Origin of the sequence: Haloarcula sp. KBTZ06 (assembly GCF_048595605.1) — an archaeon.
GTDB lineage: Archaea > Halobacteriota > Halobacteria > Halobacteriales > Haloarculaceae > Haloarcula > Haloarcula hispanica.
On sequence record NZ_CP184337.1, the window covers coordinates 2,205,484 to 2,224,822 of the forward strand.

Consider the following 19,339-nt stretch of genomic DNA (forward strand, 5'->3'; position numbering starts at 1 on the left):
AACTTTATTACTGATAGGCTGGCGAACAGCGTGGTATGACACGCGTTGCCGCCGGTGGACTCCAGATCGACGCCGCCGCGGCGTTCGCTAGCGAGAACCCCCTGCTGGTCGCTGGTGTCGCTGTGGTCCTCCTCGCCCTCCTCGGTGCCGGCATCTGGTTGCGTCGGTATCTCAGCCGAACGCCCGGCGAGCGACTGCGTCGGACGCTGACCGGCTACGACCGGATCGCGGTGTTGATGCACCCGAACCCGGACCCGGACGCGATGGCCTCCGCGCTGGCCGTCAACCAACTCGTCGCCGGCACTGATACGTCAGCGTCGTTGCTGTACCCCGGGGAGATACGCCGCCCGGAGAACCGGGCCTTCCAGACGGTGCTGGATCTGGATTTCGACCACATCGAGACTGTCGACGACATCGACGGCGAGGCAGTCGTCCTCGTCGACCACAACACGGCACGCGGCTTCCCCGGTGCCGAAGAGATAGAACCGGTCGCCGTCATCGACCACCATCCCGGCAACGGCAGCGGGGACGAGTTCACGGACATCCGGTCCGATTACGGGGCCTGTGCGACCATCTTCGCGAGCTACTTCAATCAGTTGGAGTTCGAGTTCAGCGACACACAGGGGAACGGGGGTATCGATATCGACGCGTCACCGGCAGAGACCATCCCCTGTGCGCTGGCGACGGGGCTGATGTACGGTATCCAGTCGGACACCCGGTCGCTGACCAACGGGTGTAAGTCCGAGGACTTCGCGGCTGCCGCGTACCTCTACGATGGGATGGACAGCGACCTGCTCAACCGCATCGCGAACCCGCAGGTCGACGCCGAAGTCCTCGACGTGAAATCCCGAGCCATCGGGAAACGAGAGGTGCGAGCGCCCTACGCGTTCAGTGATGTGGGCGAGGTGTCGAACACGGACGCGATTCCGCAGGCGGCGGACGAACTGGAGACGTTAGAGGGCGTCTCAGCGGTCGTCGTTGTCGGCGAGAAGAAAGGGACCATGCGCATCGCCGGGCGCTCGCGGGACGACCGGGTCCACATCGGCCGGGCGATAGAGGCCGTCGTCGACGATATCCCGATGGCCGAGGGCGGCGGCCACGCTCGGATGGGCGGCGGCAAGGTCCCGGTCGAGCACATGGCCGGCCTCGGCCCCAGTAACGGCGTTTCCCGGGAAGATTTCCGCGAGCGGGTGTTCGATGCGATGAGCGGCGAACTGTGACAGGCGACTCCTGCGCTGTCGCCGACTCCAGTGAATCTCTGTCCTTTTGTCACTGCCCGACCAACACCCGGTATGGCCACACGGGAGGCGACCTGGGCGTACCGGGACGACCACGACGAGTTCGCGCGCACGTTCTACCGGCGGTTCGGCGACGGCGTCGTCTCCAGCATCGGCATCGGAACGTACCTCGGCGACCCGACCGACGAGCGGGACGCGAGTTACCACGACGCTATCGTGACGGCACTCGAATCCGGCATCAACGTCGTCGACACGGCGATAAACTACCGTCACCAGCGCTCCGAGCGGGTCGTCGGCGACGCCGTCGCGGACGCCGAGGTGGACCGCGATGCGATTGCCGTTGCGACGAAAGGAGGGTTCATCCCGTTCGACGGAGAGCGCCCGGCGGACCCCGGCGCGTTCGTCCGGTCGGAGTACCTCGACACCGGCATCGTGGACCGCGACGACCTCGTCGCGGGCCAGCATTGCATCGCGCCCGACTACATTGACGACCAGGTCGACCGCTCGCTCGCGAATCTGGGGCTGGACACCATCGACCTCTACTACGTCCACAATCCGGAGACGCAACTGAAATCCAAGTCCCGTGAAGCGGTGTACGACCAGCTAGAGGCAACCTTCGAGCGACTGGAGGAGCGCGCTGCAGCCGGCGACATCGAGCACTACGGTGTCGCGACGTGGGAGGCGTTCCGCGTGGCCGCTGCCCACGACAGCTATCTCTCGCTGCCCGAGGTCGTCGAGCGCGCACGCGCCGCGGCAGAGACGGTCGGCAACGCGGCGACGCATCTCCGCGCGATTCAGTTGCCGTTCAACGTCTCGATGGCCGACGCGTTCACCGTCGAATCCCACGACGGCGCGGAGGGGGCGCAGTCGGCGCTGTGGTTCGCTCACGAGGCCGGGCTGGACGTGTTCACCAGCGCATCCATCATGCAGGGCAAGCTGGCCGCAGCGGTCCCAGACGACGTGGCGGCGAAGCTCTCGGGCGAGACGAGCGCACAGCGCGCCATCAACTTCGCACGCAGCGCGCCGGGCGTGACCTGCTCGCTGGTCGGCACGGGCTCGGTCGAGCACGCCCGGGAGAACGTCGATGCCGGTCGGTACGAGCCGCTCGGTGCGGACGCGTTCGACGCCGTCTTCGAGTAGCTAGCTGAGTTCCTTCCACTTACCGTCGCACTCGGGGCAGACGCGCACTTTCCCGACCTCGTCCGGGTCGTTCTCCGTCGCGAGCGGCTCGTCACAGCTGGTACAGGAGAGCCGTCCGTAGTTGTCCTTCTCGACGTCGCCGGCCCGGAGGGCCTTCCTCACTGAGTCCATACCTGCCAGTGTGCTACCCGCGTGTAAAAACCCCGTGGCGGCGTTCCGGAACGTTGTTCATGGCTTCCGGTCTATCACCGGTCGTGTCTCGTCGCCGTATCTTCGGCTCGCTGTTGGGGATGGTGTTCTGCATCAACCTCGCGAGAGTCGTCTTTGCACCACTTATCGAGCCGATCCGGGCGACGACGGGTGCGTCCGATGCGACGCTCGGACTGCTCGCAACGATGGCCTGGGCCGGGAGCGCCCTCCCGAGGCTTCCCACCGGCGTCCTGCTGACCCGGATATCGCGGGCGAAGGTCATCTTCGGCTCCGGTGTCGTGTTGACGCTCGGGACGACGTTCACCGCGTTCGCGTTCGACCCGACGTTGTTGCTCGTCGGCGCGTTCACTATGGGGCTTGCCAGCGGCGTCTACCTGACTGCGGCGAACACGCTGGTCAGCGAACTGTACCCGGAGCGGCCCGGCCGCGCCCTCGGGCAACATGGGGTCGCTTCCCAGCTCGCCGCCGTCGGCGCGCCGGCGCTGATCTCGTTCGTACTCATCGTCGGAACGTGGCGGACCGCGCTGCAGGGGATAGCGGTCGCCGCGGGACTGGTGACCATCGCGTTCACGCTCATTGCGAGACGCTCGCAACTCCCCGACGCCGGGAGCGAAGACCGCGACCTCCTCGGCGCGGCGCGCGCCCAGTGGCACATCATCGTCACCAGCGTCGCCACCATCGGCGTCGCGGGCCTGGTCTGGAACGGACTGTTCAACTTCTACGTCACCTACGCCACGAGCGTTGGGCTGTCCGCGGGGTTAGGTCGAACGCTGCTGTTGCTCGCGTTCGGCGCCGGCGTACCGGCCTTCTACGTCAGCGGTCGGCTGGCCGACCGTCTCCCGTCGATTCCGTATCTCCTGACGATTCTGGCGGCCTTTACCGGCTGTGTGCTGGTGCTCCCGTCACTGACCGGATTCTGGTCGCTGGCCGCGTTCAGCGTCGTCGTCGGCTACGTCATCCACAGCATCTTCCCGGCGGTGGACGCGTACCTGCTCGGCTCGCTCCCGGACCGCCACCGCGCGAGCGCCTACGCCACCTACGGCGCGGGAATGATGGTGATGCAGGCCCCCGGGAGCGCGCTCGTCGGCCGACTGCTTGATGCCGGCGTCACGTTTCCGACACTGCTTCGCGGCATGGGAATCGCGTTGCTCGTCGTCCTCGTTGCGATGGTGTCGCTGCACCTCGACGGTCGCCTGCCGAGCGCAGCCCGAGCCTAAAGGCTGAAGCCGCTCGGTGCCGCGTCACCTGTATGGACCTGCAACCGGACGAGCTGGCTGGCGTCGTCGACCTCTTCGGCTCGCTCACCAGAGCGGAACTCGTCGACGCCTGCGGCGAACTCGCCTTCAAGCAGGGCGTCGACGCCGACCCGGACGCGGTCGCGGCGGCCATCGACGGCGCTATCGACTCGTATCACCTCGTCGCCGTCGACGACCACGCCGCCGATACAGACGAGACGCTGCTGGTAGTCGGCCCGGTCGCGTTCCCGGCCCTGCCCGACGGCGCGGCCGACCTCCCGCATATCATGGACGTCCCGTCCCGCGACCTCGCGCGCGACGCTGTCATCGAGGCCGTCAAGTCCCGTTTCCGGGAGGACGCGGTGATGGCCGTCAAGAACGGCGACGAGGACCGCGTCGAGACACTGCTCGACGTGAGCTACGACATCGAAGCCTGGGAGAGCGTTGAAATGGACGGCCTCCGCGACCGTCTGGACGACGTGTGAGCCCGACATCCGTATTCTGCACCATTAAATCGGCTAGTTCGCAGGAGTGAGCCACCCGAATTAAGACGCTCGGGTACCTACGATGTGCTATGCAGTTCGACCGGGTCGCGGCCCACGAGCCAGTCGTCGTGGACGACGAGCCACAGGAGGCCGCCGTCATCGCCCCGGTGGTCACGCGACCCGAGGGCGAGGCGATACTGTTCACGAAACGCGCTGACCACCTGTCTGACCACCCCGGGCAGATGTCGTTCCCCGGCGGCGGCCGCGAACCCGAAGACGAGGACCTGCTGCGGACGGCGCTCCGGGAGGCCAACGAGGAGATCGGACTCGACCCGCTGGCAGTCAACGTCGTCGGCCGGCTGGACGACATCAGGACCATCACGCGCTACTCCGTGCGCCCGTTCGTCGGCCGGATCCCGGACCGCGACTATCTGCCCTCGGACGAGGAAGTCGCGGAGATCGTCACCCTGCCGGTATCGGAGCTGACCGACTTAGACAACTACGAGTCAGAGCACCGCGACCACCCTCACTACGGCGAGATACGGCTCCACTTCTTCTACGTCGACGGCTACACCGTCTGGGGCGCGACGGCGCGGATGCTCGTCCAGTTGCTCGAACTCGCAACCGACTGGCGGATGCCGCCCGAGCCGGACCGCTACATGGAGCCGGACGACGACCTCCCGCCGAGCGTGCGCGACGAAGCAGAGTGACACAGAGTGGGTTGTGGTAGGGCCGAGAGCGACAGGATTTTGCGACCCCGAGACGTTGATCGCGTACTGGATGACCACGCTTACCGGTGCGACACTGGCGGTCGCCGGCATCGACGCGGTGGCGCTCAAGCCGACAGAAGTGGACGTGTCCCGAGCGACGGGCCTCGACATCGAGACGCTCGCAATCGATTACGAGGGGGCGGCTCACGTCCCGGAGACGGACACTATCGAACGACTGGCGTCGACCGCCGACGTACGCGTCACCGCGCCAGTCCGGGCCGACGGCTTCGATCCGCTGGGCGACGACAGCGGGTTCGACGCGCTGCCGGCAGGTGCGGGACACGTACTGGTCGCCGGCCACAGCGCATATCTCTCGGAGGACGAGGCCGAACGGGCCGTCGCACCACGGTTGCGGGCGGCCGTCGACGACGCCAGCGACCCCTGGGTCGGCACCGAGGGCATCGAACGTCTCGCGCTGGCGGTCGGGGGCACGCAGTACGAACTCCTCTCCCGGACGACGGCCCGCGACGTGCGGACGCTCCGGACGGCCGGCTTCGAGGGATCGATTGCCGTCTACGCCCCGCTCGTGCTCTCGAACAGCGAGGACGCGATGCTGGACGCCGTCGGCGACTACGCGGCCCGGCGCGGCCCGGTTCGGAACGCACTGCCCGATAGCGCACCGACGGACAGCCGAGCGACGGGGCGGGCCAGAGACGTACTCAAACAGGCCATCCGCGACTACGCGCTCGTCGGCTCCGTCGAGACAGTCGCCGAGCGAACCGAGCGACTCCACGACATCGGTGTCGACACGATTGTCGGCTATCCGGCGCGTGGACTCGACCCCTTCCTCTCGTAAATGAACGTCGCCGTCGTCGGCGGCGGGGCCGTCGGCCTGTCGACCGCAGCGGCACTGGTTCGCCGCGGCGCGTCAGTGACGGTGTTCGAACGCGACGGATTGGGAAGCGGTGCAAGCGGTCGCGCGGCCGGCCTCTGTTACGACGCGTTCGCTGACGACGTAGACGCGGCCGTGGCCGCGGACGCGCTCGCTCGCTACCGCGACCTAAACCTGTTCGAGCCACAGCCCTACGTCTGGGTCGCGCGCGACGAGAGCGACGCCACGGCCGTCCGCGAGCAGATCGCGGGGATGCGGCGAAACGGTGTGGCAGTCGAGGCGCTCACGCCAGCGGAACTCGGCGACCGCTACCCCGCGCTGGACATCAGTGGTATCGAAGTGGCCGGCCTCGCCCGAGATGCTGGCGTACTCGACCCGGACGCGGTGGTGGCGACGCTCGCGGAGCAGGCCCGGGCGGACGGGGCAAATATCGAGACGGGAACCCCAGTCTCCCTCGCGTCGCCGACGACCGTCGAAACGCCGGACGAGACGCGGACGTTCGACGCAGTGATCGTTGCGGCCGGCCCGCAGACGAAGCCACTCGTCGCTGCTGTCGGCGTCTCGCTCGCGTTGAAGGCCTACCGGGCACAGGCGCTCGTAACCGAGCCGGTCGACGCCGCCCTGCCGTCGTTCTACGACGCGACGCGGGAGTTCTACTGGCGGCCGAAAGCCGACGCGCTGCTGGTCGGCGACGGCGCACACGAGGTCGACCCGACGGAGTGGAACCCGGAGGCTGACGCCGAGTTCGTCACTCGGAGCCTCGACCGTGTCGAGCAGTCAACGGCGCTCTCGCCGGCTTGTGACCGAGCCTGGTCTGGTCTGTGTACAGCGACGCCAGACGGCGCGCCGCTGGCCGGGCAGGTCGCCGACGGGCTCTGGGTGGCGACCGGCTGGCAGGGCCACGGGCTCATGCGCGCGCCAGCGATGGGCGACTATCTCGCCGCAGACGTTCTCAATCGCCCGAATCCGCTCTCCGAGCATTTGCCCGACCGGGTCGACCCAACGCGGTTCGACGGCTCCGAAGAATTCGCCGCGCTGGACGACCCGACGCGTGACTGGAACGAGTGAATACGCTGTGAGAAGGAGTATACAGAAGGATCAGGCGTCGTCGTCTTCGCCCTCGTCAGCTGCGTCGGTCACGTCTTCAACATCAGCCGTTTCGCTGTCTGCATCCGCGTCAGTCACCTCAGCAGTCCCGCTATCATCGGTTGCAACGCCGACATCCGTTGCTTCGTCCTCGTCGTGGTCCGTGTCGGCTTTCGGGACGCGGACGTGGAGCGTGCCGTTACTCTTGAGCGTCGCCTGCGCTGTCTCCGGGTCGACAGCGGCATCGCTCGGCAGCGTGACGCTCCCGTCGAGTGCGAGCCCGCGGCCCGGGTAGCGCATTTCGAATCCATCGTAGAAATCGCGGAAGCGGTCGATACGGACCTCCACGCGGTCGTCGACGTACCGGACCTGGATGTCCGACGCCGTCGTGCCGGGCGCGTCGAAGACGACGAGGTAGGCATCGTCTGACTCCAGCAGGTCCGAGGCCAGCGGCTTGTTCTCCTGCACCCGGCCGGCGGCCCGGCCGATGTTCTCGAAGATCGCGTCGCTGATCGAGGAGCCGATGTCCCGCATCATAGTTCCACTTCGTCGAGACAGTCCGTCCCGCCACAGTACGGACAGGAGAACGCCGCGAGTTCGACATCGTCCGGCATATCGTACGTGTAGTGCATCTCGAACATGTCGAGTTCGCAGCTGTCGTCCGTGCAGACGACCTCCATAGTGGCTGGCATACTATTCCGTTGGTCCGTCGGGGACAAACCCCTTACGGACGGGGAAGGGGCCACCCCGTTCGTGCCAGTCCCAACATTGATACCGTCACCGGCGTACTCGGGTGTATGAGTAAACGCGTCCTCGGGGTGGATTTCAGCGGCGCAGCGACCGCTGGCGACGCGCTCTGGGTCACCGAGGCGATCCCGACGGAAGACGGGCTGACGATTCAACGGTGCTACCGCGGGACGGACGAATGGGGCCGGGACCGTGAAGCGGCTCACGCTGGCCTTTTCGATCGCATCACCGACGATGATGTGGGCGCTGTCGGGCTGGATTTCCCGTTCAGTCTGCCACAGGCGCTGCTTGACGCGCAGTGCGGGGGGACCTGGGACAGCTTCGTCGACTGGCTTGCGAGCGGTAGCGGCCCGACTGACCCGGGGTCGCTTTCGGAGGCCTGTCGGCACACCGCCGAGATGGCGACCGGCAGCCGTGACCTGCGCCGGGAGACGGACTTCCGACGCGGCGCGCTGTGTCCCTACACGAATCGGACGCGCAGTATGACCTTCTACGGCGTCCGGGACGTGCTCGGAAAACTGCGAGACGACGAGACGACAGCCGTGGTACCGATGGAGGGCTGGGACGCCGACACGCTCGTCGCCGAGGTGTACCCCGCCGCGACGTTCGGCTGGCTGGGGTGTTACCGCGAGGGGTACAAGAACGTCGACGACCCCCGGCAGCGCCGGGAGGCCAACGTCACGGCGGTCGAAGCCTGTAGCGTCACCGTCGGCGACCACCGCGATACCTACCTCGGGAACCACGACGCGCTGGACTCGCTGGCCGCCGTGGTTTCGGCGGGCCGGCTGGCCGACGGTGCCGGACCGCCCGTCTCGGGTCCCGACAGTGAAGGCTGTATCTACGTTTGACGACGCAGTGAAGTCACCGTCTCCGGGTCGAAGCCCGGCATATATCAGTTTCCGGACCAACTAGCGTCTATGCCTGACGACCAGGGCGGCTTCGAGGGCGTCCGCGAGAACGTCGACGGCCACCCGATGGTCAACCTCGTCGGCTACGCCACCCCCTACTGGCTCCGTCTGCTCGTCGGCATTCTGGCGGCGTTCTGTACCCGGTTCGCCCGCCTCGTGCCGCCGATAATCGTCGCCGCGGCCATCGACCGTGTCGTCCTCAGCAGCGGCGAGCCGGGGCTGCTGACGGATGCCGGCCTGTTGCCGCCCGGCCAAATCACGGGCGAAGCCGCCCGTATCGCGTTCCTCCAGCGGCTGGTCGCCATCGCAGCCATCGCCTATCTCCTTCGGTCGGCGACGCGCTTTGCCTCCAGATATCTCCTCCAGTCGAGCGCCCAGAAGATACAGCGGGACCTCCGGAACGACACCTACGACCACCTGCAACACCTCTCGCTGTCCTTCTTTGCGAACCACCAGACCGGCGGAATGATGTCGATACTCAACAGCGACATCAACCGCCTGGAGTCGTTTCTCAACACGGAGTTCCGCCAGATGATTCGGGTGGTGGCGACCGTCGGTGGTATCGCGGTCATCCTCTATCGGTACTCTCCGAAACTGGCGCTCATCGCGCTCGGCCCGGTGCCACTCATCGGCATCGCCAGTGGCTTCTTCCTCACCTGGATTGAGCCCAAATACCGCTCCATCCGCCAGACAGTATCCCGCCTCAACACCCGGTTAGAGAACAACCTCAGCGGCGCGCCAGTCATCAAAGCGTTCGACCGCTACGACTTCGAGCGCAAGCGGGTGACCGACCAGAGCCAGGAGTATCACGACCAGAAGGTAGCCGCCCTGCGTATCCGCCGGGCCTTTTTCGCCGGCCTGCGACTGCTTACTGGTATCGCGTTCGTCCTGATTCTGTACGTCGCCGGGATGGACTTCATCACGGCTCCCGAGAGCGAAGCGGCGCTGTCGACCGGGGCGTTTGCCCTGTTTTTCCTGTATATCCGCCGGCTGTACTCGCCGATGCGCCGAATCGGGCGCTCCGCAAACAAGTACCAGCTCGCCAAGTCCAGCGCCGAGCGCGTGTTCGGGCTGCTGGGTCAGGACCCCGAAGTCACCGACCCCGCAGACCCGTACGAACCCGACAACATCGACGGGTCGGTCGAGTTCGACGACGTGACGTTCGGCTACGGTGACGAACCGCCGGTCGTCCGCGACGTGTCGCTTGACGTGCCCGATGGCGCGACAATCGGCCTTGCTGGGGCGACCGGAGCCGGCAAATCGACCTTGCTGAAACTGGTGCCGCGGTTCCACGACGTGGATGCTGGTGCGGTCCGGATGGATGGCGTCGACGTGCGCGAGTACGGCCTCCAGAGCCTCAGGGGCGAAATCGCCATCGTCGAACAACAGCCGTACCTGTTCTCGGGGACCGTCGCCGAGAACATCGCCTACGGCGACCGCGAGGTACTCGACGCCGAACAGTTGGACGAGGAGACCGAAGAGGTCGGCTGGGAGACCGCACGCGACCGTGTCCGCGATGCGGCGAAAGCCGCACAGGCCCACGAGTTCATTCAAGACTTGCCGGATGGGTACGACACGCAGATCGGCGAGCGGGGCATCAAACTCTCGGGCGGCCAGCGGCAGCGGGTCGCCATCGCTCGCGCTCTGCTGAACGACCCCGAGATCATCATCTTCGACGAGGCGACCAGCGACGTGGACACGGAGACGGAAGACCGGATTCAGGAGAGCATCGAACAGTTGGTCGCGGACCGCACCGCCTTCGTCATCGCCCACCGCCTCTCGACAATTCAGGACGCGGACCGTATTGTCGTGATGGACGACGGGGAAATCGTCGAACGGGGTAGCCACGCTGACCTGCTCGCGGCCGACGGCGATTACGCCGATCTCTGGCACGCCCAGGCCGACGACCGAACGGTCAGCGCCGACGACTGAGACTGCGTCTGTTCGGCCGCCGCCGGTACTGGGTCAGCAGCGCCGAGATGCCCTAGTACCGTCGAGAACCCATTGAGTAGCCCGTTAAGCCCGGTCCACACCAACCAGCGTGAGCCGCTGGAGGGACGCATACTAAGTGCACATTAGTCCCGCTTTGCGTCTGTGATAGTGGTACTTGATAACAGTGCCTTCGAAAGAGATACTTTCTCATATGCACTACAGAGATATTATCGCTCTTTTTAATACATATGAGTTATTAGGTCGGCGTAAGCGTGACATCACTCACTCTCGAACCGCTGACGTACGAGGACATCCCGTCGGAGCGCCGTCCCGGGGTACTCCAAGCGTTGGTCCCCGTACTCGGTGTCGTTCTGTTCCTCGGCATCGGGTCCGGGTATCTGAAGCTGGCCCCACACGGGCCGTTGCTCTGGAGCATCGTGCTGACTGGCGCAGTCGGCAAATACTGGCTCGGCTACTCGTGGGACGACCTCTACGAGGGCCTCGCGGACAGTCTGCTGATGGGGCTGCAGGCCATTCTCATCCTGTTCATCATCTACGGACTCATCGCGACGTGGGTGAGCGCGGGGACTATCCCCGGGCTGATGTACTATGGCCTCTCGATACTGACGCCGGACGTGTTCCTGCCGGCGACGGCGCTGCTTGCGATGGTCGTCGCCTTTTCTATTGGGTCGTCGTGGACGACAGCCGGCACTCTTGGCGTGGCCTTCATCGGCATCGGCTCCGGTCTCGGCGTGCCAACACCGATGACTGCCGGTGCCATCCTCTCGGGTGCCTACGCGGGCGACAAACAGTCCCCCCTCTCGGATACGACGAACCTCGCGGCCGCCGTGACGAACACCGACCTCTACGACCACATCCGGGCGATGCGCAACGGGACCGTCCTGGCGTTTGGCCTCTCAGTCCTGCTCTACGCTGCGCTGGGGCTGCGTACTGTCGGTGAAATCCCGGACGGGCGCGTCGCCGAGATACAGGGCGCACTCGCGGGCAGCTACGACCTCTCGGTGCTGGTGCTTCTCCCGCTCGTCGTCACCTTCGGGCTGGCGCTGTACGGGATCCCCGCGCTCCCGACGCTAGTCGCCGGTGTCTTCGCCGGGACCTTCACGACCATCTTCGTGCAGGGCCGGTCGTTCACTGCCGCCTGGACTGTCTTTCTCGATGGGACGGCCCCTGAAACGGGGATGGACCTCGTGAACGACCTGCTGGCAAGCGGTGGCATCTCGGGGTCGGCCTGGACGATTGCCGTCGTCGTCGCGGCTCTCAGTCTCGGTGGGCTCCTTGAGCGGACCGGCGTCCTCGCCGTGCTCGCACACCATCTCGCAACTGCTGTCCGCGGCCCGCGCAGCTTAGTCGTCGGGACCGGCGTTTCGGCCATCTTCGTCAACGCCTTCTCGGCCCAGCAGTACATGAGCATCGTCGTCCCCGGACTCACACTACGGAACCTCTATGACGAGTGCGGTCTGGCCAGCGACGACCTCTCACAGGCTATCGAGTCCGCCGGAACCCCGACCGGCGCGCTCTTCCCGTGGCACGCCGGTGCCGTCTATATGTCCGCAGTCTTCGGGGTCGGAACGCTTGCCTACGCCCCGTACTACTTCTTCGCGTTCCTCTCGCCGCTGATCCTGTTTGCGACAACGCTGTTCGGCGGACGGTATGACGGGTCCCAACAAGCTGATTCGGCCCCGTCGTCTGCTGTCGCCGACGACTGAGTGTGTGGACCGGTGCCGACTTGTCGCTCAGGCATCACGCCCATTAGGCACCCACTCGTGTGTCAGCTATGGACACGGAACCGGCAGCACTGGGCCGTATTCGAACCGTCGCTCACATCCTTGACGAGAGCGTCCGCGTACCCGGCACAACGCTCCGTGTCGGTCTCGACCCGATAATCGGCCTGCTCCCGGTCGCGGGCGACGTCGCCACTGCGGTGTGCTCGCTGTACATCGTCGCAGAGGCGATTCGACTCGGCGTCCCGAAACGGACGCTGCTCCGACTGCTCGCAAACATCGCGGTGGAGATGCTGTTCGGAACCGTCCCCGTCGTCGGTGACCTCTTCGACGCCTACTGGAAGGCCAACGTCAAGAACGCCGAACTGGTCGCCGCCGCGGTTTCGGAGTGAGACGCAACGGCGTCGTGGATTCGGACCTGATACCGGCTCTGGGACCCCATAAAACGTTTATACGTAGGTTTTGACGCCCTACGAAATGGTCTCCAGACGTACCCTCCTTCGAGCGGTTGGCGTCTCACTCCCCGCTGGACTGGCCGGTTGTAATGTACTCACCGACAGCGGCGCTGATGAGGCAGCCACCCCGACACGGACGGCAACACCCACGGCGACGTTGTCCCCGTCGACGGCCGATAAGCCGGCGACGTCCACCCCCTCTGCGGGGCGCACGGAGACCACGACAGCCATTTCGAGTCCGACCGAGACAGCCTCACCAGCGGTGGCGGAGGAGGCTGGAACGCCTGTGTTCACCCCCACTCCGAACGGGACCGTCGACGAGTTCGGCCGGGCCGTTGCACTGTCGGCGGACGCCGCAGTCGTTCTCGCCGAAAGCGACGGGGCCTACGTGTTCGAGGCTAACGGCGGCTGGCGACCGACAACTGTATTGACTCCTGACGAGGAGGAGCACTTCGGCGGCTACAACATCTCGGCTGCGATGGTCGGTGAGGAAGCGATTCTCGGTGGCCCCGGAGCCGGCTCCGAAGGGGGCGCAGTCTACCTCTTTGCGCGGGACGACGACCAGTGGCGACAGCGGCATCAGTTTGTCCCCAACGAAGACAGGGATGAGTTCGGCCGGTCAGTCGCGTTCGACGGCGAACGGGTTGTCGTCGGCGACAACAACGATCCGACGACGATGCGGTCGTGGAGCGGCAGCGCGTACGTGTTCGGTCGCGACGGAACGGACTGGACACAGGAGGGCGCGCTCGGAAGCGACGCCGAGAACCTCTTCGGAACCGCCGTCACGGTTGCTGGCGACACTGTGCTGGTCGGTGCGCCCTACGCCGAGCAGGACGGCCAGGAGACAGGCGCGGTGTTTGTCTACGAGCGGGCGGACGGCGAGTGGTCACAACAGATGCTACTCACACCCGACGACTCGGTGGCTGATAGCCTGTTCGGACAGTCGGTCGCGCTCGACGGCGACACGGCAGTCGTCGGCGCTCCAGGCGACGGGGGCGGCAGTGCGTACGTGTTCGAGCGAACCGAAACCGAGTGGACACAGCGGGCCCGGCTCACCGCCGCGGATGCCGGTTCGGGAGACGACGTCGGTTGGTCGGTGGCGTACACTGGCGGGGTGGCGGTCCTCGGGGCACCCAAGGCAGGTGCGTCCGGCCACGCCTACGTGTTCAGGGCGGCCGACGACTGGACCGAGACGCGACGGCTGGTCCCGAAAAACCCCAAACAGGACGCCGAGTTCGGCTTTGCAGTCGCGCTCCATGGCACGACCGCGCTCGTTGGCTCTCCCGCCTTTGATGGGCCGAGTCCCGCCTACCTCTTCGAACTGTAGTATTGACACCGCTACGAAGAGCTACAGCGAACGTGTGCGTGCTGTTCTATGGTTCCTGTTCGTCCGGAAACTGGAGAGAGGCAGAAACCGCCATCCAGCTTGAGCAGTCCACCCGGCTGTCGGTGGACACTAAGAGGAAACCAAGGCTGTCCGGAGCGTTCTGACGTTCAGATACTCCGTTCACCGGAACGTAAGACAAGCCGGACCAGACACGGTTTTAGGTATCGAACGTCAAGCGACGGGTATGACTGCCCCCGAGACGCTCGACGTGACCATCGTCGACGGCTACGTCGACGAGCCCGCACACTTCGGGGTGCCGCCGTACATCTCGACGTATCCGCGGTACGCCGCCGGCGCGCTTGTCGACGCCGGCGTCCCCCGCGAGCAGATAACGTATCACACTATCGACGAACTCCGGGAGGACAACGCCGTCTGGCGCGACGTAGAAGACGCCGACCTGCTGGTGTACGTCGGTGGCATGACCGTCCCCGGCAAGTACGTCGGCGGGACGCCGGCAGAACCCGACGAAGTGCGCGAACTCGCCTGGACGGCCGACGGGACGTCCATCATGGGCGGCCCGGTCCGCTTCGGCGTCGGCGAGGCCAACGAGGGCGCGAGCGAGACGGCCCGCGACGACCTCGATTTCGACTTCCTGGCGATGGCCGACGCCGAAGCCGCGGTGTTCGACCTCGTGGAGTCCGGCCTGGAGGGGTTCAACGACCGCTACCGGGACATCGAGGAGGAGACGCGGTGGGCCCGCGCCGGCGCGTTCGTCGTCGAACAGCATCCGAACCATCCGGAGTACCTCATCTGCGAGATGGAGACCTCTCGGGGCTGTCCGTACCGGTGTTCCTTCTGCACGGAACCGATGTACGGCAACCCTGACTTCCGGCCGCCCGAGAGCGTCGTCGACGAGGTGGACGCCCTCTCGGACCGCGGCGTGAAGCACTTCCGGCTGGGCCGGCAGGCCGATATCCTGGCCTACGGCGGTGATGGCGAAGCGCCCAACCCGGACGCCCTGCAGCGGCTCTACGGCGGCATCCGCGAGGTCGCCCCAGACCTTGAGACGCTGCATCTCGACAACATGAACCCCATCACGGTCGTGAAGTGGCCCGAGAAGGCCCGCGAGGGGATTCGCATCATCGCCGAGCACAACACGCCCGGCGACACCGCCGCGTTCGGCCTCGAATCGGCCGACCCGAACGTGATGAGCGACAACAACCTCAACGTCACCGCCGACCAGTGTTTTGAGGCGGTCAAAATCGTCAACGAAGTCGCTGGCTGGCGGCCTGGGGGAGACGGCGACCCGCGCAGCGGGTCGGATACGCGAGCGGCATCGCCGCGAGCGCGGGACACTGCTCCCAACTTCGGCGACGACGCCGCCCGCCGGCTTCCCAAACTCCTGCCCGGCATCAACCTCGTCCACGGGCTGAAAGGCGAGACGCGGGAGACCTTCGAGCACAACAAGCGGTTCCTCCAGCGGGTGTACGACGAGGGGCTCATGCTCCGGCGGGTGAACATCCGACAGGTGATGGCCTTCGAGGGGACCGACATGGCCGACACCGGCGCGGAGATCGCCAAGGACCACAAGCAACTGTTCAAGCAGTACAAACAGGAGGTCCGCGAGACCATCGACAACCCGATGCTCCAGCGGGTCGCGCCGCCGGGGACGATACTGCCCGACGTGCACCTGGAGTACCACCAGGACGGCAAGACCTTCGGCCGCCAGTTGGGGACCTACCCGCTCCTCGTGGGTATCCCTGGCGAGCGCGAACTCGGCAGCGTCGTCGACATCGCGGTCACCGACCACGGCTATCGGTCGGTCACTGGCGTCCCGTATCCGCTGGACCTCAACAGCGCGTCGATGAACGAACTCACCGCGATTCCCGGTATCGGCCGGAGCACCGCCGGCGACGTGGTGGTAAACAGACCCTACGAGTCGGTCGGCGACATCGACGTTGCGTCCATCGAGCGGTTCGCGACCACCAAGTCGCAGGAAGGCGCTGACTAACGGCCGGTTCGGTTCCGTCAGCCTATCGAGCGGAAAGTACTTTTCACTCCGGAGATGACCAAGAGCGTATGACTGCGGTCGAGGTGAGCGTCGTTCTCCCTGCCTACAACGAGGCGGACACCATCGAGCAGACGGTATCGATAACGCTCGAGACGCTCGCCTCGTTTCTCCCCGAAGACGCGTACGAAGTCATCGTCGCGGAGGACGGCTGCTCGGACCACACGCCCGAAATCGCGACGCGACTCGCGAACGAGGACAGCCGGGTCCGACACGTCCACAGCGACGACCGCCTCGGGCGCGGCGGCGCGTTAGAGTACGCCTTCGAGCGGGCCGACGGCGAGACGCTGGTGTATTTCGATACGGACCTGGCGACGGATATGTCCCATCTCGAAGAGCTCGTCGACGCCGTCCGCGTCGACGGCTACGACGTGGCGACCGGGTCACGCTGGATGCCCGAAAACCGAGCCGACCGGCCCGCGAAGCGCGGGATTCCGAGCTTCGGCTACAACACGCTCGTCCGAACAGTCCTCCGCTCGGACCTCAAGGACCACCAGTGCGGGTTCAAGGCGTTCGACCGGCAGGCACTGGAAACGCTGTTACCCATCGTTCAGGACGAGCACTGGTTCTGGGACACGGAACTGCTCGTGAAGGCCCAGCGCAACGGCTATCGAGTGAAGGAGTTCCCCGTCGACTGGACACCCAAGGGCGATTCGAAGGTCGATATCGTCCGGGACGTGTTCGGGATGGGCAGCCAGATACTCCGGACCTTCTGGGAGCTGTCGGTTAGTCCCCGGATTACCCGCGAGGTATCGCTCGGCGCGGGGACGATGCTGGTCGTCGTCGCACTTCTGTTGATGACGCAGTATCTCGATCCCGACCGCGTGCTCGCAGAGATGGCGGGCGCAGCGCCGGAAGTCGTCGCGCTGAGCGCCGTCGTCTACGCCGTCTCGTGGCCGCTTCGCGGTATCCGCTATCGGGACATCCTCGTCTCGATGGGGTACCGGGAGCGGTGGGGCTTTTTGACGGGCGCGATATTCATCAGCCAGACCGGGAATCTCGTGTTTCCGGCGCGGGCCGGTGATGCGGTTCGGGCGTACGTCATCAAGGCCCGGCGTTCGATTCCGTACCCCTCCGGGTTCGCGTCGCTGGCCGTCGAGCGCGTGTTCGACCTGCTGACGATCACGCTGCTTGCCGGCGTCGTCATGATCGGGCTGGCTGTAACGGGGTCGGCCGAGCAGTTGCTGACCGCGCTGACTGGTGATACCGTCGGCGGCGACGCGGCCAGCAGCGGGCGAACTGCCGTGGCCGTGGCCAGCGGCGTCGGCCTCGCGGCGATCGGGGCGGTGATGGCTATCGTCGCCAGTGCGCGGAGCGACCGGAACTTCGTCCGGGCGGTCATCGGGCGGCTGAGCAGCGACTCCTACGCCGACTACGTCGCCGGCGTCATCGAAGGGTTCGTCGGCGACGTACAGACGGTGGCTGCCGACGGGTCGGCCTTCACCCGTGTCGGCATCGGAAGCCTCCTCATTTGGACGTTCGACGTGATAACGGCCCTGATCGTCTTCGCGGCCTTCGGATACAGCCTGACGCCGTCGCTGGTGGCCGTTGGCTTCTTCGCGGTCAGCGTCGGGAACCTCGCAAAGGTCCTGCCGCTGACGCCCGGCGGTGTCGGCCTCTACGAGGGTGCGTTCACCGTCATCGTCGCGTCCCTGACGCCGGTCGGCGTCGCCGCGGCTATCGGCGTCGCTATCGTCGACCACGCGGTCAAGAACGTCGTCACCATCATCGGCGGCGTCGCATCGATGGCCTGGCTCAACGTCTCGCTGACGACGGCCGTCGAGGAGTCCCAGTCCGCCGACGCTATCGAACCGGAAACAAACGACTGAGCGCATTCTGACGCGCCCCGCAATAGCACTCCGTCGCTACTGGGATTGCGCTGGTAATACTCGGGACAGTACAACAGCACTCTACTGAGATTGCTCTTCTAGAGTAACAATTGAAACGATTTCCACACTGATCACACTGCCGTCGTGCGATCAGGTGTGAATTGATTTTCAATAGCTACTGTAGCTACCAGTCTCCAGAGCGGCGTATTTCTTTACTAATATTATAAATAAGGGCCTTTTTACTAACAACGTTAATTATAATAGTTAATATTATACAATACGGAAAACTACGCAGTTCTGCTATGTTTCAACGTAGCATACAATCGAGCGAACTGGGCAGGCAAACGCGACGCAGTTTCCTCAAGGCCTCGACCGGTGCTGTGGCATCGGTAGCAGCACTCGGTACGAGTGGCGCTGTACGGGGCGGCAAGTTCGGCGGTGATGACGGAGAGTACACAGCTCCAGCGGAGTTCCCACTCGTTTCGACGCGTGATCAGTTCACTGACGACGCTGAACTGAAGTCCGAGTATACAGAGACAGAGTACGAAACAGTGGGGGATTGGGAGTCGACCCGGGCCAGCGACGATACGGAACTCGTCATCTTCGTCCACGGCTGGAGTCTCGGAGAGACGGATGCCAGAAACGCCGCCTACACCTGCCAGATCGGGCTTGAAGAGAACGAGTACGACCAGTTCACCGTGGGGTTCACCTGGGATGCCGATAAGGGCGACGGCATCGGCTGGAGCGAGGGTGTCGCCATCGCCAAACAGAACGGTCCGAAGCTCGCACAGTGGGTTGCCGACCACAACGACAGCGGTGGGCTTCCAGTCCGGGTAATCGGACATTCGCTCGGCGCAAAGGTGGCTGTTGAAACGATGGCGTCGCTTCACGAGCGTGGACGCGAAGACGCAGTCGAGTCGGTGACGTTACTGGGTGGCGCTATCGGTGAATCCGTCGTTGAGCTCGACGAGGCATACGGCGAGTCCATCGAGTACGCCACCACGTCCTTCGACAACTTCCACAAGGACGACGACGCGGTGCTGGGGACTGCATTCAGTGCTGCCGAGTGGGCGGAAGCGGTCGGTGAAACGGGTGTGCAGAGTCCCGATGACGCCCCCGAGAACTACACCGAGCACGATGTAACAGAAACCGTTGCGGACCACAATTCATACTACGAGCCTGGCGAAGGGTGTCTGCCCACTGTCGTTGAGACGTTCGAGTAGAGAGGGACGTGGCGGCGGTGACGCTACCAGTTGTATACGATTATAACCGGGTTGTGGGAAATCAGTCAAAAATACCCGGCAGCGATTATATGAATGGTCATGCGACTGATGC

General features: G+C 65.2%; 18 protein-coding genes. 15 read left to right on the plus strand and 3 right to left on the minus strand.

What is annotated here, in order from left to right; translation table 11 throughout:
- Positions 1 to 35 precede the first annotated feature (35 nt).
- Together ACNO8S_RS11520 and ACNO8S_RS11525 are read left to right on the plus strand one after the other, a co-directional pair.
- Complete coding sequence (locus ACNO8S_RS11520) at positions 36 to 1,220, plus strand: DHH family phosphoesterase (protein WP_014041067.1); 1,185 nt, start codon at positions 36 to 38, stop codon at positions 1,218 to 1,220.
- 72 nt (positions 1,221 to 1,292) lie between these two features.
- On the plus strand, positions 1,293 to 2,378 hold the full coding sequence (locus tag ACNO8S_RS11525) for an aldo/keto reductase (protein ID WP_014041068.1): 1,086 nt from the start codon (positions 1,293 to 1,295) through the stop codon (positions 2,376 to 2,378).
- Here the strand turns inward: ACNO8S_RS11525 and ACNO8S_RS11530 are convergent, their stop codons facing one another.
- Complete coding sequence (locus tag ACNO8S_RS11530) at positions 2,379 to 2,549, minus strand: HVO_0758 family zinc finger protein (protein ID WP_004517187.1); 171 nt, start codon at positions 2,547 to 2,549, stop codon at positions 2,379 to 2,381.
- 119 nt (positions 2,550 to 2,668) lie between these two features.
- Here ACNO8S_RS11530 and ACNO8S_RS11535 point away from each other — a divergent pair, with 119 nt between their 5' ends.
- The 5 genes from ACNO8S_RS11535 (at position 2,669) to ACNO8S_RS11555 (ending at position 6,978) form a co-directional block, all read left to right on the plus strand.
- Positions 2,669 to 3,805, plus strand: coding sequence for an MFS transporter (locus ACNO8S_RS11535; RefSeq protein WP_044951980.1), 1,137 nt, complete (start codon positions 2,669 to 2,671; stop codon positions 3,803 to 3,805).
- 32 nt (positions 3,806 to 3,837) lie between these two features.
- The gene (locus tag ACNO8S_RS11540) at positions 3,838 to 4,308 is read left to right on the plus strand and encodes a DUF7109 family protein (RefSeq protein WP_014041070.1); all 471 of its coding nucleotides are present in this window, start codon (positions 3,838 to 3,840) and stop codon (positions 4,306 to 4,308) included.
- 89 nt (positions 4,309 to 4,397) lie between these two features.
- Positions 4,398 to 5,018 carry an NUDIX hydrolase gene (locus tag ACNO8S_RS11545; RefSeq protein WP_008312395.1) on the plus strand — a complete coding sequence of 207 codons (621 nt, stop codon included), beginning with the start codon at positions 4,398 to 4,400 and terminating at the stop codon, positions 5,016 to 5,018.
- 70 nt (positions 5,019 to 5,088) lie between these two features.
- Complete coding sequence (locus tag ACNO8S_RS11550; RefSeq protein WP_420181937.1) at positions 5,089 to 5,874, plus strand: DUF7388 family protein; 786 nt, start codon at positions 5,089 to 5,091, stop codon at positions 5,872 to 5,874.
- Positions 5,875 to 6,978, plus strand: coding sequence for an NAD(P)/FAD-dependent oxidoreductase (locus ACNO8S_RS11555; RefSeq protein WP_420181938.1), 1,104 nt, complete (start codon positions 5,875 to 5,877; stop codon positions 6,976 to 6,978).
- Positions 6,979 to 7,008: 30 nt separating this feature from the next.
- On the opposite strand, the gene ACNO8S_RS11560 is transcribed toward ACNO8S_RS11555, so the two are convergent.
- The gene (locus ACNO8S_RS11560; protein ID WP_004957992.1) at positions 7,009 to 7,533 is read right to left on the minus strand and encodes an Hsp20/alpha crystallin family protein; all 525 of its coding nucleotides are present in this window, start codon (positions 7,531 to 7,533) and stop codon (positions 7,009 to 7,011) included.
- Positions 7,530 to 7,688 carry a DUF7559 family protein gene (locus ACNO8S_RS11565; protein WP_004517194.1) on the minus strand — a complete coding sequence of 53 codons (159 nt, stop codon included), beginning with the start codon at positions 7,686 to 7,688 and terminating at the stop codon, positions 7,530 to 7,532. Before ACNO8S_RS11565 ends, ACNO8S_RS11560 begins: the two co-directional genes overlap by 4 nt.
- Positions 7,689 to 7,793: 105 nt before the next feature.
- Between ACNO8S_RS11565 and ACNO8S_RS11570 the strand changes: the two genes are divergently transcribed.
- From ACNO8S_RS11570 to ACNO8S_RS11605, 8 genes are all read left to right on the plus strand, one after another.
- Positions 7,794 to 8,591 (plus strand): DUF429 domain-containing protein, encoded by a 798-nt coding sequence (locus tag ACNO8S_RS11570; protein WP_420181939.1) that lies wholly within the window; start codon positions 7,794 to 7,796, stop codon positions 8,589 to 8,591.
- A 69-nt stretch (positions 8,592 to 8,660) separates the two neighbouring features.
- On the plus strand, positions 8,661 to 10,583 hold the full coding sequence (locus ACNO8S_RS11575) for an ABC transporter ATP-binding protein (RefSeq protein ID WP_420181940.1): 1,923 nt from the start codon (positions 8,661 to 8,663) through the stop codon (positions 10,581 to 10,583).
- A 272-nt stretch (positions 10,584 to 10,855) separates the two neighbouring features.
- A complete protein-coding gene (locus tag ACNO8S_RS11580) occupies positions 10,856 to 12,310 on the plus strand; it encodes a Na+/H+ antiporter NhaC family protein (RefSeq protein ID WP_151103695.1) in 1,455 nt (484 codons plus the stop codon).
- Between the two features lie 68 nt (positions 12,311 to 12,378).
- Positions 12,379 to 12,717, plus strand: a complete 339-nt coding sequence (locus ACNO8S_RS11585) for a DUF4112 domain-containing protein (RefSeq protein WP_420181941.1) — start codon at positions 12,379 to 12,381, stop codon at positions 12,715 to 12,717.
- 85 nt (positions 12,718 to 12,802) lie between these two features.
- The gene (locus ACNO8S_RS11590; RefSeq protein ID WP_420181942.1) at positions 12,803 to 14,107 is read left to right on the plus strand and encodes a hypothetical protein; all 1,305 of its coding nucleotides are present in this window, start codon (positions 12,803 to 12,805) and stop codon (positions 14,105 to 14,107) included.
- A gap of 244 nt (positions 14,108 to 14,351) precedes the next feature.
- A complete protein-coding gene (locus ACNO8S_RS11595; protein ID WP_420181943.1) occupies positions 14,352 to 16,118 on the plus strand; it encodes a radical SAM protein in 1,767 nt (588 codons plus the stop codon).
- Between the two features lie 68 nt (positions 16,119 to 16,186).
- Positions 16,187 to 18,004 carry a flippase-like domain-containing protein gene (locus ACNO8S_RS11600; protein WP_420181944.1) on the plus strand — a complete coding sequence of 606 codons (1,818 nt, stop codon included), beginning with the start codon at positions 16,187 to 16,189 and terminating at the stop codon, positions 18,002 to 18,004.
- A gap of 380 nt (positions 18,005 to 18,384) precedes the next feature.
- A complete protein-coding gene (locus ACNO8S_RS11605) occupies positions 18,385 to 19,227 on the plus strand; it encodes a DUF726 domain-containing protein (protein WP_014041082.1) in 843 nt (280 codons plus the stop codon).
- Positions 19,228 to 19,339: the final 112 nt, after the last annotated feature.